This is a genomic window from Bradyrhizobium sp. JHI2711 (genome assembly GCF_056156565.1).
Window position 1 is genome coordinate 222,057 of record NZ_JBPZPT010000002.1, and the last position, 14,777, is coordinate 236,833.

General features: G+C 67.1%; 13 protein-coding genes. 10 read left to right on the top strand and 3 right to left on the bottom strand.

All coding sequences use genetic code 11. The annotated features are described in order from the left end of the window. Positions 1 to 78: 78 nt before the first annotated feature. A complete protein-coding gene (locus tag ACTEK7_RS13580) occupies positions 79 to 1,311 on the bottom strand; it encodes a penicillin-binding protein activator (RefSeq protein WP_225148190.1) in 1,233 nt (410 codons plus the stop codon). A gap of 354 nt (positions 1,312 to 1,665) precedes the next feature. On the opposite strand from ACTEK7_RS13580, the gene rsmI reads away from it, so the two are divergent. From rsmI to ACTEK7_RS13615, 7 genes are all read left to right on the top strand, one after another. Further along, positions 1,666 to 2,616 carry a 16S rRNA (cytidine(1402)-2'-O)-methyltransferase gene (gene rsmI / locus ACTEK7_RS13585; protein ID WP_057030544.1) on the top strand — a complete coding sequence of 317 codons (951 nt, stop codon included), beginning with the start codon at positions 1,666 to 1,668 and terminating at the stop codon, positions 2,614 to 2,616. After that, positions 2,603 to 3,004, top strand: a complete 402-nt coding sequence (locus tag ACTEK7_RS13590) for a YraN family protein (protein WP_036003220.1) — start codon at positions 2,603 to 2,605, stop codon at positions 3,002 to 3,004. The genes rsmI and ACTEK7_RS13590 overlap by 14 nt, the downstream gene beginning before the upstream one ends. 10 nt (positions 3,005 to 3,014) lie before the next feature. Beyond that, positions 3,015 to 3,959: a glutathione synthase gene (gshB, locus tag ACTEK7_RS13595; RefSeq protein ID WP_036024326.1), complete on the top strand. Its 945-nt coding sequence runs from the start codon at positions 3,015 to 3,017 to the stop codon at positions 3,957 to 3,959. Between the two features lie 284 nt (positions 3,960 to 4,243). Further along, positions 4,244 to 5,065, top strand: coding sequence for a Flp pilus assembly protein CpaB (gene cpaB / locus ACTEK7_RS13600; protein ID WP_036024324.1), 822 nt, complete (start codon positions 4,244 to 4,246; stop codon positions 5,063 to 5,065). A 10-nt stretch (positions 5,066 to 5,075) separates the two neighbouring features. Continuing rightward, a complete protein-coding gene (locus ACTEK7_RS13605; protein WP_225113139.1) occupies positions 5,076 to 6,593 on the top strand; it encodes a type II and III secretion system protein family protein in 1,518 nt (505 codons plus the stop codon). A gap of 50 nt (positions 6,594 to 6,643) precedes the next feature. Further along, positions 6,644 to 7,375, top strand: coding sequence for a CpaD family pilus assembly protein (locus ACTEK7_RS13610; protein WP_225148191.1), 732 nt, complete (start codon positions 6,644 to 6,646; stop codon positions 7,373 to 7,375). Next, positions 7,372 to 8,661, top strand: coding sequence for a CpaE/TadZ family protein (locus ACTEK7_RS13615; protein ID WP_225148192.1), 1,290 nt, complete (start codon positions 7,372 to 7,374; stop codon positions 8,659 to 8,661). Before ACTEK7_RS13610 ends, ACTEK7_RS13615 begins: the two co-directional genes overlap by 4 nt. A 119-nt stretch (positions 8,662 to 8,780) precedes the next feature. Here the strand turns inward: ACTEK7_RS13615 and ACTEK7_RS13620 are convergent, their stop codons facing one another. Continuing rightward, positions 8,781 to 9,578, bottom strand: a complete 798-nt coding sequence (locus tag ACTEK7_RS13620) for a tetratricopeptide repeat protein (RefSeq protein WP_157285175.1) — start codon at positions 9,576 to 9,578, stop codon at positions 8,781 to 8,783. Positions 9,579 to 9,657: 79 nt separating this feature from the next. Then, a complete protein-coding gene (locus ACTEK7_RS13625; RefSeq protein WP_018644993.1) occupies positions 9,658 to 9,903 on the bottom strand; it encodes a PilZ domain-containing protein in 246 nt (81 codons plus the stop codon). A 228-nt stretch (positions 9,904 to 10,131) separates the two neighbouring features. Here ACTEK7_RS13625 and ACTEK7_RS13630 point away from each other — a divergent pair, with 228 nt between their 5' ends. The 3 genes from ACTEK7_RS13630 to ACTEK7_RS13640 all read left to right on the top strand — a co-directional run bounded on the left by ACTEK7_RS13630 (position 10,132) and on the right by ACTEK7_RS13640 (position 14,742). Next, positions 10,132 to 11,670 (top strand): YifB family Mg chelatase-like AAA ATPase, encoded by a 1,539-nt coding sequence (locus ACTEK7_RS13630; protein WP_225148193.1) that lies wholly within the window; start codon positions 10,132 to 10,134, stop codon positions 11,668 to 11,670. 108 nt (positions 11,671 to 11,778) lie between these two features. Continuing rightward, positions 11,779 to 12,246 carry a hypothetical protein gene (locus tag ACTEK7_RS13635; RefSeq protein ID WP_225148194.1) on the top strand — a complete coding sequence of 156 codons (468 nt, stop codon included), beginning with the start codon at positions 11,779 to 11,781 and terminating at the stop codon, positions 12,244 to 12,246. Positions 12,247 to 12,474: 228 nt separating this feature from the next. Continuing rightward, positions 12,475 to 14,742: a PAS domain-containing hybrid sensor histidine kinase/response regulator gene (locus tag ACTEK7_RS13640; RefSeq protein WP_225148195.1), complete on the top strand. Its 2,268-nt coding sequence runs from the start codon at positions 12,475 to 12,477 to the stop codon at positions 14,740 to 14,742. Positions 14,743 to 14,777 lie beyond the last annotated feature (35 nt).

A 14,777-nucleotide genomic window follows, 5' to 3' on the forward strand; every position in this document is an offset into this window, starting at 1 on the left:
GCGTAGCGCAATCCGGGACGGTCTCACCGCGTGGACAGAACCCGGATTACGCTGCGCTCCATCCGGGCTACGAAACCATTACGCCCCAAAGCTCTTCGGCGAGCCCGCCACCGCAACGCCGCCGCCTTGCGTCACCTTCATCACGGCAAGTCCGCGTTCATTCGTGCCATCAGCACGGAAGCGGAACAGGCCGTCGATGCCGGCGAAGCCTGAAGGGTTGGTGAGCACGTCGGAGGAGAAGCGCTGGCCGCCTTGCGTGCGCGCCAGCGCGGCAACGAGCGCGACCGCGTCATAGGAAAGGGTCGCGGTGCGGATCGGCTCGGCGCCGTATTTCGTGCGGTAGCGGCCGGAGAAGGCGCGGAAGCCGGCCGGATCGGGCGCGGCGTAAAGGCCGCCCTGCAGCGCGGCGCTGGCATAGACGCGCGGATTGTCCCACAGGCCGGTGCCGAGCAGCTGGATGTTGCGCAGGTTCGCGCCCGCGGCCGTCATCGCATCCGCCACTGACACGACGGCATCGCCGTCATCGGCAATGAACAGCGCGTCGGCACTGCCGAGCTGCTGCGCCACGGTGCGCGCGGGCGTGGCGCGATCGGCACCGTATTTCTCGAACGCAACGATGCGCCCGCCGCGCCGCGGCACCGCCGCCTTCACCGCGGCCTCGACGACATTGCCATAGGCGTTGTCGGGCACCAGCACGGCGAAGGAGCGCTTTCCGATGCCGGCGGAATATTCGACGATGCGGTTGACGTCGGACTCCGGCAGGAACGAGAGCAGATAGACGCCGCGTCCGGCGATGCTGGAATCGGTCGAGAAGGCGATGACGGAAATGCCGCGCGTGCGCGCGACCTGCGCCACCGCCGGCACCGATTGCGCGAACAGCGGCCCGAGGATGATCTCGGCACCCTCGTCGACCGCCTGCTGCGCGCCGGCCTGCGCGCCTTGCGGGCTGCCATTGTCGTCCTTGATCAGGAGCTGGATGTTCGGGTTCTGGAACTCGGCCAGCGCCATCTCAGCGGCGTTGCGCATCGATTGCGCGGCGAGCCCGGCATTGCCGGCTGCGGAGAGCGGCAGGATCAGGCCGACCTTCACGCCGCCGGTGCCGGCGGTCGTCGCCTGCTGCTGCGGGCCTGCCGGCTGGGCGGGCGGTGCGGAGCTCGAGAACGGGTTGGAGAACTGGCTGAGGCTTTGCTGCACGCCGGCGCAGGCCGACAGCACGGGCGCACCGAGCAACAGGCCGAGCGCAGTCCGCCGGGTCGCCCCTGGCGATCGGGGCCCCGGAGGGTGAGACTTTGGATGACGCGGGCCGACCATGGCAGCTTCTCTTCCGACCCGCCGTTCGCCGGCCGATCACGACATTGCTTTCCGCGACGGGGGGCCGCGGATTCAGGCAGTGTGTCGGCAAATAGTTAACCAAAACAAAAGGATAACAACCGCTTAACGCGGCCGCAATCCCGTCCCGGCAGGTCTTCGCCGTCACTCATTCACTTATCAAGGCGGCGTTTCCGTCGCGAATATGGCGCGAGGGCCCCTATTGCCTCCCGGCGCGATCTCGACCGATCACATTCCCGTCCGTTCCTCGCCCCTCACCTGGATACGATCTTTGGGCACGTCTTTTTCGGCGAGCCGGTTCCCAGCCTTAGCGATCGTGCCTAAGTTGGCTCCATTATGCGCGCAAAGCCGGCCCCGATAAATACGCCTGAAGCTCAAGACGCCGCCTCGCGCGGTTTCTCCATCGATGCCCATCGGCTCGCGGCGCCGAAGGCCGCGCCGGGCCTCCATCTGGTCGCGACCCCGATCGGCAATCTCGGCGACATCACCCTGCGGGCGCTGCAGACCCTCGCCGGCGTCGATGTCATCGCGTGCGAGGACACCCGCATCACGCGCCGCCTGACCGAGCGCTATGCGATCACGGCCCAGCTCAAGCCATATCACGAGCACAATGCGGAGGCCGCGCGTCCCAAAATCCTCGAAGCCCTCGGGCAAGGCGGCTCGGTCGCGCTGGTGTCGGACGCCGGCACGCCGCTGATCTCCGATCCCGGCTTCAAGCTGGTGCGCGAGGTCTGCGCCGCCGGCCATGCGGTGTATGCGCTGCCCGGCCCGTCCTCGGTGCTGGCCGCGCTGTCGGTCGCCGCGCTGCCGACCGACCGCTTCTTCTTCGAAGGCTTCTTGCCGGCGAAATCAGCCGCGCGGCGCAGCCGTCTCACCGAGCTCGCCCGCATTGACGCGACGCTGGTGATGTTCGAGTCAGGCAACCGCGTGCAGGATACGCTGGCCGATCTCGCCGAGATCATGGGGCCGCGCGAGGCCGCGATCTGCCGCGAGCTGACCAAGCTGCATGAGGAGATTTCGCGCGCAACGCTGAGCGAGCTGGCGCGCGAGGCTGCAACGCTGGAGACACGCGGCGAATTCGTGCTGGTGATCGCTCCGCCCGCGGCCGACGCCGAGGTTCTGACATCGGACGCGCTCGATAGTCTGTTGCGCGAGCAGCTTGCCGCGCACAGCGTCAAGGATGCCGTGGCGCACGCGGTCGCGTTGTCGGGCCGTCCGCGCCGCGAGGTCTATGCCCGCGCGCTCGAGCTCGCAAAGGACTCGCGGGGCAGCGATGGCGAAGACTGAGATTCCTGCGGAACCGAAGGTCGCGTCGCCCGAGCGCGTCGCGGCGTTCCAGACCGGTATTTCCGCGGAGAGCCGCGCCGCCGCCTACCTCATGGCCAAGGGCTACCGCATTCTCGCCAAACGTTACCGCACCCCGCATGGCGAGATCGACATCGTGGCGCGGCGCCGCAACCTGATCGCCTTCGTCGAGGTCAAGGCCCGCGCCACGCTGGACGAGGCCGCTTTCGCCGTGACGCCGCGCCAGCAGCAGCGCATCATCGACGCCGCCCAAGGCTGGCTCGCAGCGCATCCCGAGCATGCCGAATTCGAATTGCGATTCGACGCCATGCTGATTGCGCCGCGCTCGCTTCCGCGCCATGTGTTGGCGGCATTCGACGCCTCGACCTGAAAGGCAGCCCATGAAACTGAACGTCGCCGTCCAGATGGACCCCATCGCCCGCATCAACATCAAGGGCGATTCCACCTTCGCGCTGCTCTTGGAGGCGCAGAAGCGCGGCCATGGCCTGTCCTATTACACCCCCGACAAGCTCTCGATGGTCGGCGAGGAGCTGGTCGCGCCGGTTCAGCTCCTGACCGTGCGCGACGAGCCAGGCGACCATTTCACCCTCGGCGAGCCCAGGCGCGAGGCGCTGAACGGGTTCGACGTGGTGCTGCTCCGCCAGGATCCGCCGTTCGACCTCGCCTACATCACCTCGACGCATTTCCTGGAGCGCATCCATCCGAAGACGCTGGTCGTCAACGATCCCGCCTCGGTGCGCAACGCGCCGGAAAAGCTGTTCGTGATGAATTTTCCGCAGCTGATGCCGCCGACGCTGATCTCGCGCGACCTCGATGAGATCAACGCGTTCCGCGACAAGTACGGCGCGGTGGTCATGAAGCCGCTGCACGGCCATGGCGGCGCGGCGGTATTCCGCGTGATGCCGCAGGACATGAATTTCGGCTCGCTGTTCGACATGTTCTCGGTGACGTTCAGGGAGCCCTGGGTGATCCAGCAATTCATCCCCGAGGTGAAGCACGGCGACAAGCGCATCATCTTGGTCGACGGCGAGTTCGCCGGCGCGGTGAACCGCGTGCCGGCCGCCGACGACCTCCGCTCCAACATGGTGCGCGGCGGCGCGGCGCAGGAGACGGAGCTCACCCCGCGCGAGCGCGAGATCTGCGCCACGGTCGGCCCGGCGCTGCGCGAGCGCGGCCTGCTGTTCGTCGGCATCGACGTCATCAACGGCAATCTCACCGAGATCAACGTGACCTCACCGACCGGCATCCGCGCCATCGCACGGCTCGGCGGCCCGGATGTCGCGGCGAAGATCTGGGACGTGATCGAAGCGAAGCGGAAGAAGTAGAGCTCTGCGCGCAGCCCGGATGGAGCGTTAGCGAAGTCCGGGATGCTAACGACGTATTCACCATGACGCCGCGCGCGCCGTGCGAACGTACGTGCCCGCGTAGGTGAAACTACGGGGCTGTTGGCCGACCCAATAACGCCGCGTTCACCATCTGCCGAAAACCAGCATCGCGGCCGGCGATCACGTTCGGCCTCGCAACACCCCTTATACTTTTGCTGCCTACTCATCGATGCGGGGGAACACGCCAGGTGCGGTTCGAGTGCCCCGCGTAAGAGTAGAAGCGTATGAATACCGCACGCATTGTCGTTCTCGTCATCGCTCTCGGCGCCGGCGGCGTCGCTGCATATCTGGCGAGCGGCTATCAGAATCCGCCCGCGGCCGTCCTGCCCGTCGCCGAGAAGCTGCCGACGGTCGAGGTCCTTATCGCCAAGAACGACATCCAGCTCGGCCAGGCCGTCAAGCCCGAGGACCTGCAATGGCAGGCCTGGCCCGCGGCAACCGCCAGCAGCGCCTTCATCCGCCGCGACAGCAGGCCCGAGGCACCGACCCAGATCGCGGGCTCGATCGCGCGCGTGCCGTTGATGCAGGGCGAGCCGATCCGCGAGCAGAAGCTGGTCAAGGCCGAAGGCTCCGGCTTCATGGCCGCGATCCTGCCGTCCGGGATGCGTGCCGTCTCCACCGAGATTTCAGCCGAAACCGGCGCCGGCGGCTTCATCCTGCCGAATGACCGCGTCGACATCGTCCTGACCCGCCGGCTGAAGAATCCGGACGGCGGCAACACCAACGGCCCGACCGGCGGCAACGACCTCATCCTGTCCGAGGTCATTCTCACCAACATCCGCGTGCTCGCGATCGACCAGGCCCCGAAGGAAAAGGAGGGCCAGAACGCGGTGGTCGGCAAGACCGTCACGCTCGAGCTGCGGCCCGACCAGATCGCCACGCTTTCGGCCGCACGGCAGGGCGGCACTCTGACACTCGCGCTGCGCAGCATCGTCGATGCCAACGCAGTCGACGGCACGCCCGAGGACCAGGCGATCAAGCGCCCGGGCGGCGTGAACGTAATCCGTTACGGCGTCCAGGCACGGCAACTGACGTCACAGAAGTGATGGGGACAGCATGAACTACGGGGGTGATCGGACGGGCTTGCGCATTCGGGGGAAGCGCGTGCGCTCGGTCCTGGCGGGGACGATGTTGGTGCTGGGGCTGCTCGCGGCTTCCGGCGTCCTCAGTGCTGCGGAGGCGCCGGTCGGCGACCAGGCGCCGATGCAGGCGTCGGATCTCGGCTTATCGTCGGTTGGGACTATCGCACCGGCGCGGTCGCGCTTTCTGTCGCTCGGCATCGGCAAGTCCGTCGTCATCGACCTGCCGCGCGAGGTCAAGGACGTGCTGGTGGCCGATCCCAAGATCGCCAATGCGGTGATCCGCTCGGCCCAGCGCGCCTATATCATCGGCGGCCAGGTCGGCCAGACCAACGTCGTGTTCTTCGCGGCCGATGGCCAGCAGGTCGCCTCCTATGACATCGCGGTGAAGCGCGACCTCAACGGCATGCGTTCGGCACTGCGCCAGTCGCTGCCGGGCGTGCAGATCGAGGGCGTCGGCGACAGCGTGATGCTGACCGGCTCGGTGTCGAGCCCGGTCGAGGCCCAGCAGGCCGGCGACGTTGCCGCAAAGCTGGTCGGCGGCGCGGACAAGGTCGTCAACAACATCGTCGTGCGCGGCCGCGACCAGGTCATGCTCAAGGTCGTGGTCGGCGAAGTCCGCCGCGACATCGTCAAGCAGCTCGGCGTCGATCTCAGCGCCAGCCTGAATGCCGGCACGGCGGTGGTGAATTTCAACAATTCCAATCCGTTCTCGGTCTCTGGCGGACCGATCGTCAGCAGCAATGGGCTCGGCGTCACCGGCCTCGCCAAGGGCGTCGCCACCGTCAACGCCACGATGCGGGCAATGGAAAGCGCCGGCGTCATGCGGACCCTGGCCGAACCGAGCCTCACCGCGATCTCGGGCGAATCCGCCACTTTCATCGCCGGCGGCGAATTCCCGATTCCCGGGGGCTATGCCTGCGATCCGGTCACTCACGTCTGTACCACCCAGGTCACCTACAAGAAGTTCGGCATCTCCCTGAACTTCACCCCGGTCGTGCTCAGCGAAGGCCGCATCAGCCTGCGCGTGATGACCGAGGTCTCGGAGCTGTCTAACACCAACTCGATCACGTTGACGCAGGCCGTGACCGGGTCCTCGACCAACTCGATCACCATTCCATCGATCCAGACCCGCCGCGCCGAAACGACGCTGGAAATTCCCTCGGGCGGCTCGATGGCGATGGCCGGCCTGATCCAGCAGCAGACCAAGCAGGCGATCAACGGACTGCCTGGTGTCGACCAGGTGCCGATCATCGGCGCGCTGTTCCGCAGCCAGGACTTCGTCAACAACGAGACCGAGCTGATGGTGATCGTGACGCCTTACGTGGTGCGCGCGGTTGCCCAGAAGGAATTGTCGCGGCCCGACGACGGCTTCGCGCCGGCCTCGGACGCACAGAGGGCGCTGCTCGGCCGGGTCAACCGCCTCTATGGCATCGCGAGCCGTGTCGATCCGGTCGCCGGCACGCCGGGCGATTTCGGCTTCATCATCGACTGAGACGAACGGTTTTGGGGACCGGGCAAGGCAGGGGCAGGAGGGATCAGGGGATGACGACAACATCAGCCGATCGACGGCGCAATTTGCGGCTCGCGCTGGCACTGACGGGCCTCTCCGTCATGCTCGGCGCCTGCAACACCACCGAGATCGTCACCCAGACGGTGCCGACCGATTATCGCCAGCGCCATCCGATTGCGGTGCAGGAAGGCAAGAAGTCGATCGTGATCTTCGTCGGCAAGAGCAGAGGCGGCCTCTCGGCTGCGCAGCATTCGGACGTCGCGGGCATCGCGCGGGACTGGATGCGCGAAGGCACCGGCTCGGTCGTCGTCGATGTGCCGGTCGACACCGCCAATTCGCGCGCGGCCGCCGCAACCTATCAGGAGATCCGCTCGGTGCTCATGTCCGGCGGCGTGCCGTCGCGCGCCATCGTCCAGCGGCCCTATCGCCCTGATGATCCCGGGCTGCTGCCCACCATCCGCCTGAGCTATTCCAAGATCACCGCGGTCGCCGGCCCCTGCGGGCTGTGGCCCGAAGACGTCGGTCCCAGCATCCTCAACCCCGGCTACACCGAGAACCGCCCCTATTTCAATCTGGGCTGCGCCAGCCAGCGCAATCTCGCCGCGATGATCGACAACCCGGCTGACCTCGAGCAACCGCGCGCCGAGACGCCCGCCTATACCGCACGGCGCGACATCGCGTTCGATCGCTATCGCAAGGGCACGACGACGACGACCACCTATCCCGAATCCGACAAGGCCAAACTCAGCGATACCGCCAAATGACAGGCATCGACGACGAAGACGCGGACGATCCGCAGCACCCCGAGGAACACATCGCGCCGGTTCCTCGCATTTCGGTGCAAGCCTTCTGCGAGACCGAGCAGACGCTCAAGGCGGTGACGGCGGCTGGCCAGGATCGCCGGCTCGCCAAGGCCCATCTCAGCGCCAAGGACGGCGGCCTCGCCGCGGCGATCGAAGCCTATGAATCGATGCCGACGCCGAACGTGATCGTCATCGAGTCCGACGGCACGCGCGACATCCTCGAAGGACTGGACGACCTCGCCGGCGTCTGCGATCCCGGCACACGCGTGGTCGTGATCGGCAGCCCCAGCGACACCGCGCCCTATCGCGAGCTGGTGCGCCGCGGCGTCAACGACTACGTGGTCGGCCCGGTCGAAACCATCGACGTGGTCCGCTCGATCTGCAGCCTGTTCTCGGCCTCGGAAGCCATCATCACCGGCCGCGTCATCGCCGTGGTCGGCGCCAAAGGCGGCGTCGGCGCGTCCACCGTCGCGCATAATCTGGCCTGGACCATCGCCCGCGATCTCTCGCTCGATTCCGTCGTGATCGATCTCGACCTCGCCTTCGGCACCGCGGGCCTCGACTACAACCAGGATCCGGTGCAGGGCATCGCAAACGCGGTGCTGTCGCAGGACCGGCCGGACACGGCGCTGATGGAGCGCCTGCTCGCCAAATGCACCGATCGCCTCAGCCTCCTGGCAGCGCCCGCCACGCTCGACCGCGTCTACGATTTCGGTGCCGAAGCCTTCGATGCCGTGTTCGACACGCTGCGCATGACGACGCCCTGCATCGTGCTCGACGTGCCCCATCAATGGTCCGGCTGGACCCGGCGCGCGCTGGTGAATGCCGACGACATCGTGATCGTGGCCGAGCCCGATCTCGCTAACTTGCGCAACACCAAGAACATGCTGAGCGTGCTGAAGGCGGCGCGACCGAACGACCGGCCGCCGCTGTACTGCCTCAACCAGGTCGGCATGCACAAGCGCGCGGAGATCGAGGTCAAGGCCTTCGCCAAGACCATGGAGAGCCAGCCGATCACGGTGATCCCGTTCGATTCGAAACTGTTCTCGACCGCGGCCAATAACGGCCAGATGATCGCGGAGGTCTCCAGGACCCACCGCACCACCGTTCTGTTCCAGAATATGGCGAACCGCCTCGCCGGCCGCGGCGAGGTGAAGAAGCCGAAGCGCTCGCTGCTCGAGCCGCTTTTGAAGAAGCTGAAGGGCAAGTCAGGACGCAGCTCGGCCCCGCATCGCAAGGCGTCGTAGACGCGGCTTATTTGAGCATGATCTCCGCGCAAGCGCCTTCCGCGTTTGTCGCGAGGGAAAACCGCTTCACACTTTGCGCTGACGCGGCCCTTCGGGTCCGGATCATGCTCTAGGGCGGATTACCTGTCCGCCCGCTGCTGCTTTTTCGCCAGCAGCTGCTTCAGCGCCGCGACTTTGGCCGCGGCCTGGTCCGGCGGCAAGTCTGCCTTGACGAGGATTTCGGCCTCGGCCTCGCGACCCTGCAATCCCAGCACGAGCGCCAGATTGGCGCGGACCCGCGCATCGTTCTGATTGCGCTGATGGGCGCGGCCGAGCACCTGTTCGGCCTTCGAGAGATTATTTTGCAGCATGTAGGACAGGCCGAGATTGGACAGCACGGTCGGCTCGTTCGGCACGATCTTCAACGCCGCGGCGTAATATTGCTGGGCTTCCTCGTTGCGGCCGAGCTGATCGAGCACAGCCCCTTGCGCCGACAGGATGCGCCAATCGGGATCCTCGGGCGAATGCGCCCGGCCGAGGACGTCGAAGGCCTGCTGGAAATTGCCGTTGTCGGCGAGCGCGCGGCCGTAGCCGGCGAGCAGCGCCTTGTTGCCGGGACGGGCGAGCACGGCCTGCTCCAGCACTGCGACCGCCTGCGCGCGCTGGCCGCTGCCACGCAGCGCCTTGCCGTATTCGAGAGCAATGGCGGGATCGCTCGGCTTGGCGCGATAACGCTCGCGAAGTGCGTCCATCTCCGGCGTGGGGTCGGCCTTGCTGTCGGACTTGCCGTCAAGCTTGGCGGCGGACTCCCGCTTGCCGCCGAGCGCACCGGTGACGTCGTCGATGCCGGCCGTCTGACAGCCGCCGAGCGCGAGGATCAGGACGGCGGAACACAGATATCCCGCCGGGGGAAAGGCGAGGAACGAACGCTTGGGCATACTCTGATCACTCGGCAACTGATCAGAGATGCTTACCGATTAACGCTAAAGTCCCGTTAAGGGGCGCGCCTGTTGATGTTCAGTCGACGAATTCGGCGCCGAATTCGCAGCCGATGCGCCAGCGCAGGCGGCATTGGCGGGAATAATCAGGCGCGAAGATGATGGTGAATTGCGGCGGCACTTCCAGAAATTCCGCCACCACTTTCACGCCGCCATCCGAAATATCCGTGATCGTGCAATCCCGCGGCAGCGAGCCCGCGCCAAAATGGATCTTGGCGAGGCGGCTGCACACCCGACGTTCGCTTCTCCGGCGATTTGCAAGCATTTGAACTGTTCACCCGTTAGACCACGGCCCATCCCGCAGCCCTAGGAGTAGCGGACATTCGTTGGAATGTGCTGAGGAGAGAAGGTGGCATTCGAGACGTAGTGTCTGGGCTGCGTTTACGATTGGTTAGGATTTGACCGGCCGCCAAGCGATTGTTCCCGTATTGTTCTTGCGGAAACGGCCGCGCTCTGCTACCCCTAATTGCAGCAATGGGCAGGCTGGTTCGGCATGGTTCAGCGGGTTTCTACCGTCGCCTTTGAGGGGATCGAGGCCCGGGCGGTTGACGTGCAGGTGCAGGTCGCGCCCGGCCTGCCGGCCTTTGCCATCGTCGGCCTGCCGGACAAGGCGGTGTCGGAGGCGCGCGAGCGGGTGCGCTCGGCGCTGATCGCCTCGGGGCTGGCGCTGCCGGCGCGGCGGATCATCGTCAATCTGGCCCCGGCCGACCTCCCGAAGGAGGGCAGCCATTACGACCTGCCGATCGCGCTCGGGCTGATGGCCGCGATCGGCGCCATCCCGCCGGATGCGCTGACCGGCTTCACCGTGCTCGGCGAGCTCGGCCTCGACGGCTCGATCGCGCCGGTGGCCGGCGTCCTTCCCGCCGCGATCGGCGCCAATATGCGCGAGGAAGGTCTGATCTGCCCGGCGTCCTGCGGCTCCGAAGCGGCATGGGCGAGCCCGGACATCCAGATCATTGCCGCACACTCGCTGATCCAGATCGCCAACCATTTCAAGGGCACGCAGGTGCTGTCGCGGCCGACGCCGAAGGTGCACGAGGCCGCCGTCTCGCCGCTCGACCTGCGCGACATCAAGGGCCAGGAAAGCGCCAAGCGCGCGCTGGAGATCGCGGCCGCCGGCGGGCACCACCTGCTCATGATCGGCGCGCCGGGCGCCGGCAAATCGATGCTGGCCGCGCGCCTGCCGTCGATCCTGCCGCCGCTGTCGCCGAGCGAGCTGCTCGAGGTCTCGATGATCGCCTCGGTCGCCGGCGAGATCGAAGGCGGCGCGCTGACGGCGCGGCGCCCGTTCCGCTCGCCGCATCATTCCGCAAGCATGGCCGCGCTCACCGGCGGCGGCGCGCGCGCCAAGCCCGGCGAGATCTCGCTGGCGCATCAGGGCGTGCTGTTCCTCGACGAATTGCCGGAGTTCGATCCGCGCGTGCTGGATTCGCTGCGCCAGCCGCTCGAGAACGGCGAGGTCGCGGTGTCGCGCGCCAATCATCGCGTCACCTACCCTGCCCGCTTCATGCTGGTCGCGGCGATGAATCCCTGCCGCTGCGGCAATGCGTTCGAGCCCGGCTATGCCTGCAAGCGCGGCCGCATCGACCGCTGCACCGGCGATTACCAGGCGCGCATCTCCGGTCCGCTGATGGACCGCATCGATCTGCGCATCGAAGTGCCGGCGGTGACGGCCGCCGACCTGATCCTGCCGCCGCCGTCGGAAGGATCGGCCGAGGTCGCCGCCCGCGTGGCGGCGGCGCGCGACATCCAGCTGGCGCGCTATGCGGATGCAGGCCTGCCCCATGTCCGCACCAATGCCGAGGCGCCCGCCTCCGTGCTGGAGGAGATCGCAAAGCCGGATGCGCAAGGCGCCAAGCTGCTGCGCGACGCCGCGGAGACCATGCGCCTGTCGGCGCGCGGCTATCACCGCGTGCTGCGGGTGGCGCGAACGCTGGCCGACCTCGACCATGCCGACAAGATCGGCCGGCTGCACCTCGCCGAAGCGCTGTCGTACCGCGCACTCGCGGAGGATGTGCGCCAGCTGGCTTGATCATTCCGCGCATCAACCCGGCGGTAACGACTTTCCTTTACGCTCTGCAAACCATAAGGCCCGACGCGTTTCGGTTGTGAGTTCCCGGGGCCTAGCGAGTAGAGCGTCATGTTGCGTTTCAAGTTCCTGGCCTCGGCTGTTCCCCTGTTGGCGGCTGCGGTGTTCGCCCGCGCCGAGATCGGATCGGTGTCGCATCCCTGCATCGCGCTGGGCGACACATCGGTCGAGCTCACCTCGCTGTTCTGGACCGCCGGCGTGCATGTCGCCTTCACTGACGATCCCGCGCGGGCAACGGTGCGGGTTCAGATCACCGAGGATGCCGACGCCGCGGATTTTGCCGTGGTCGACGACGGCCTCGGCTCCGAGCCTGACACCTGCCAGGCCAGCCCTTCGACGCGTCTCGTCTCGATCGCCGCGCAGCCGGTCGACGGCGGCCAGGTGGTCTATCTCTCCGGCGAAGGACCGGCGGATTACCGCATCTATGTGCGCTCAAAGACGTTCTCGCCGCGCGAGGCGGCGGCGCTGATCGTCGGCGCCCGCGGCGGCCATGGCCGCTTCCAGGCGGCATCGCTTTAGAGCTTTGTGTTTGAGCATGATCTCCGCGCAAACGCGTTCCGCGTTTGTCGCGAAGGAAAACCGCTGCACACTTTTCGCTAACGCGGCCCTTCGGGTCCGGATCATGCTCTGACCCGTTAACGTCTCGTCAACCCTGTTCGGAGGCGGCGCCACCGCCGCAATTTGTTCGCAAGGTCGGCGGGCCATCGTCGCACGCGGCGGCGGGGTTTCAGGCAAGGGTCGGTTGCGATGGGTCGGACGTTCCGGATCAAAGTGCGCATGCGTCGTTTCAGGCGACGGCATCCGAGGCTCGCTTTCGCGATCCGCTCCTTCATGATCTTCTCGGCGACGTTCGGCGGCGCCTATGGTTTCGTCTCCGGCAGCCGGTCCGACAATTCCGGCTACGATCCCCACACCTTTGCGATCGGCGCCAGCTTCCTGTTCGCGCTCGCCTGCCTCGGCCTTGCGACGCTGAGCATGCGTCTGCGCTTCGTCAATAAGCGGCTGCGGACGCTCGCCGCCCACAACGAAGCCTTGATCGACCGCAATTGGGAGCTGAAGGAAGCGGAAGAGCGCGCCCGCAGCCTGTTCGAGCAGCAGGGCGACCTCATCGTGCTGCGCGCTACCGACGGCCGCGTCACCTTTGCCAACGAGGCCTATTGCGCGCTCGCGGGACAGGCGCGCAGCGCGCTGGTCGGCACGCGATTCGATTTCGACGTGCTGGAGCAGGGCGACAGTGCCCGCGAGAGCAGCGGCACGCGCATCCACGACCAGAAGATCGCAACCCCGCTCGGCGCGCGCTGGATCGCCTGGCGCGAGGGCTATGTCCGCCTCGATGCCGGCCAGCCCGCCGAGTTGCAGAGCGTCGGACGCGACGTCACCGACCGCACCGAGACCGAGCGCGCATTGTCCGACGCGCGCGACCAGGCCGACGCCGCCAACCGCGCCAAGTCGCGCTTCCTGGCGATGGCCTCGCACGAGATCCGCACCCCCCTGAACGGCATCATCGGTATGGGCGGCCTGTTGCTCGACACCGATCTGACGCCGGAGCAGGCGACCTATGCCAGGGCGGTGAAGACCTCGGGCGAAGCCTTGATGGCGCTGATCGAGGAGCTGCTCGACTATTCCAAGATCGAGGCCGGCAAGCTCGACCTCGATCAACGTCCCTTCGCGCTCTCGACACTTGTCGAAGAGATCACCGAGCTGCTCGCGCCGCGCGCGCAGGCGAAGTCGCTCGAGATCGCCGCCTATGTCGACGAGCGCCTGCCGCTCGAAGTGGTCGGCGACGCCGCGCGGTTGCGCCAGGTGCTGCTCAACCTCGCCGGCAACGCCATCAAGTTCACGAGCAGCGGCGGCGTGGCGCTGATCGTCGAGCCCGGCATCTGGCCGAACGAGATCAGCTTCCTGGTTCGCGACACCGGCATCGGCATCGCAGCCGAAGCCCAGCAGCGCATCTTCCGCGAATTCGAGCAGGCCGACGAGCGCGTCGCCCGCACCTATGGCGGCACCGGACTTGGCCTCGCCATCAGCGAGCGCATCGTCAAGCGCATGGGCGGCCGGATCACGCTCACGAGCGAGCCGGGCAGGGGCTCGACCTTCGAGGTCGCGGTGCCGCTTCCGCCGTCGCAAGGCGGCGCCGGGCAGACCGCATTTCCGAGTCCCGACCTCACCGGCAAGTCGATGCTCCTCGTCGCCGACGGCATCGAAGCCTCGCTCATCGCGCGGCGGCTCGAACGCTGGGGCGGCCAGACCTGCCTGGTTGCAGATGCGGCGGTCGCCGAAGCATTGCTGCCGGAACGCTCCTGGCACACGGTGCTGATCGATCGGGCGATCGGCCCAGCCGCGGCCGATCAGCTCGGTGAGGCCGCCCGCGCGCATGCCTTGCAGCGCCTCGTTCTGCTGACGTCGAGCTCGCGCCACGAGAAGCTGTCGCCGGCTTTCACCGGCTTTCTGGTGAAGCCGCTGCGCGCGGCCTCGCTCGCCGCACGCCTTGCCCTGACGCCGGAGGTCGCCTCGCCCGATCTCGCGCCGGAGCCGCCGCCGGCCTCCGCCGGCCCCGCACCGGCGAAAGGCCTGTCGATCCTCGTCGCCGAGGACAACGAAATCAACGCCTTGCTGATGCGCTCGCTGCTGACCAAGCTCGGCCATCGCGTCGTCATTGCCGTCCATGGCGAGGCCGCGCTGGAATCCTGGCTCGCCGCCTCATCGGCCGGCACGCCCTACGATCTCGTGCTGATGGACATCCAGATGCCGCAGCTCGACGGCATCGAGGCGACAAAGCGCATCCGCGCGCACGAGGCCGCGCTGGGCGATTCCCGGACGCCGATCCTGGCGCTCACCGCCAACACGCTGGTGGAGGATCGTTATGCCTGCTTCGAGGCAGGCATGAACGGATTTCTGATCAAGCCGGTCGACCGTGAGAAGCTCGAGGAGGCGCTGGCGGGCCTCGCCGCATCCCCGGCACCAGACGGTTCCGGATCTCACGGGAACCTGATCTCGTCTGACGATCGCAATTGAAATCGAGCGCGTTGCGCGTCACGATCCCACCGGGG

Excerpts from the sequence above, each read along its gene's own strand:
- ACTEK7_RS13590 (WP_036003220.1), top strand. The coding sequence starts at position 2,603 with ATGGCGAAGACTGAGATTCCTGCGGAACCGAAGGTCGCGTCGCCCGAG.
- ACTEK7_RS13580 (WP_225148190.1), bottom strand. The coding sequence starts at position 1,311 with ATGGTCGGCCCGCGTCATCCAAAGTCTCACCCTCCGGGGCCCCGATCG.
- gshB (WP_036024326.1), top strand. The coding sequence starts at position 3,015 with ATGAAACTGAACGTCGCCGTCCAGATGGACCCCATCGCCCGCATCAAC.
- cpaB (WP_036024324.1), top strand. The coding sequence starts at position 4,244 with ATGAATACCGCACGCATTGTCGTTCTCGTCATCGCTCTCGGCGCCGGC.
- ACTEK7_RS13605 (WP_225113139.1), top strand. The coding sequence starts at position 5,076 with ATGAACTACGGGGGTGATCGGACGGGCTTGCGCATTCGGGGGAAGCGC.
- ACTEK7_RS13640 (WP_225148195.1), top strand. The coding sequence starts at position 12,475 with ATGGGTCGGACGTTCCGGATCAAAGTGCGCATGCGTCGTTTCAGGCGA.
- ACTEK7_RS13630 (WP_225148193.1), top strand. The coding sequence starts at position 10,132 with ATGGTTCAGCGGGTTTCTACCGTCGCCTTTGAGGGGATCGAGGCCCGG.
- ACTEK7_RS13610 (WP_225148191.1), top strand. The coding sequence starts at position 6,644 with ATGACGACAACATCAGCCGATCGACGGCGCAATTTGCGGCTCGCGCTG.
- ACTEK7_RS13635 (WP_225148194.1), top strand. The coding sequence starts at position 11,779 with ATGTTGCGTTTCAAGTTCCTGGCCTCGGCTGTTCCCCTGTTGGCGGCT.
- ACTEK7_RS13625 (WP_018644993.1), bottom strand. The coding sequence starts at position 9,903 with ATGCTTGCAAATCGCCGGAGAAGCGAACGTCGGGTGTGCAGCCGCCTC.
- ACTEK7_RS13615 (WP_225148192.1), top strand. The coding sequence starts at position 7,372 with ATGACAGGCATCGACGACGAAGACGCGGACGATCCGCAGCACCCCGAG.
- ACTEK7_RS13620 (WP_157285175.1), bottom strand. The coding sequence starts at position 9,578 with ATGCCCAAGCGTTCGTTCCTCGCCTTTCCCCCGGCGGGATATCTGTGT.
- rsmI (WP_057030544.1), top strand. The coding sequence starts at position 1,666 with ATGCGCGCAAAGCCGGCCCCGATAAATACGCCTGAAGCTCAAGACGCC.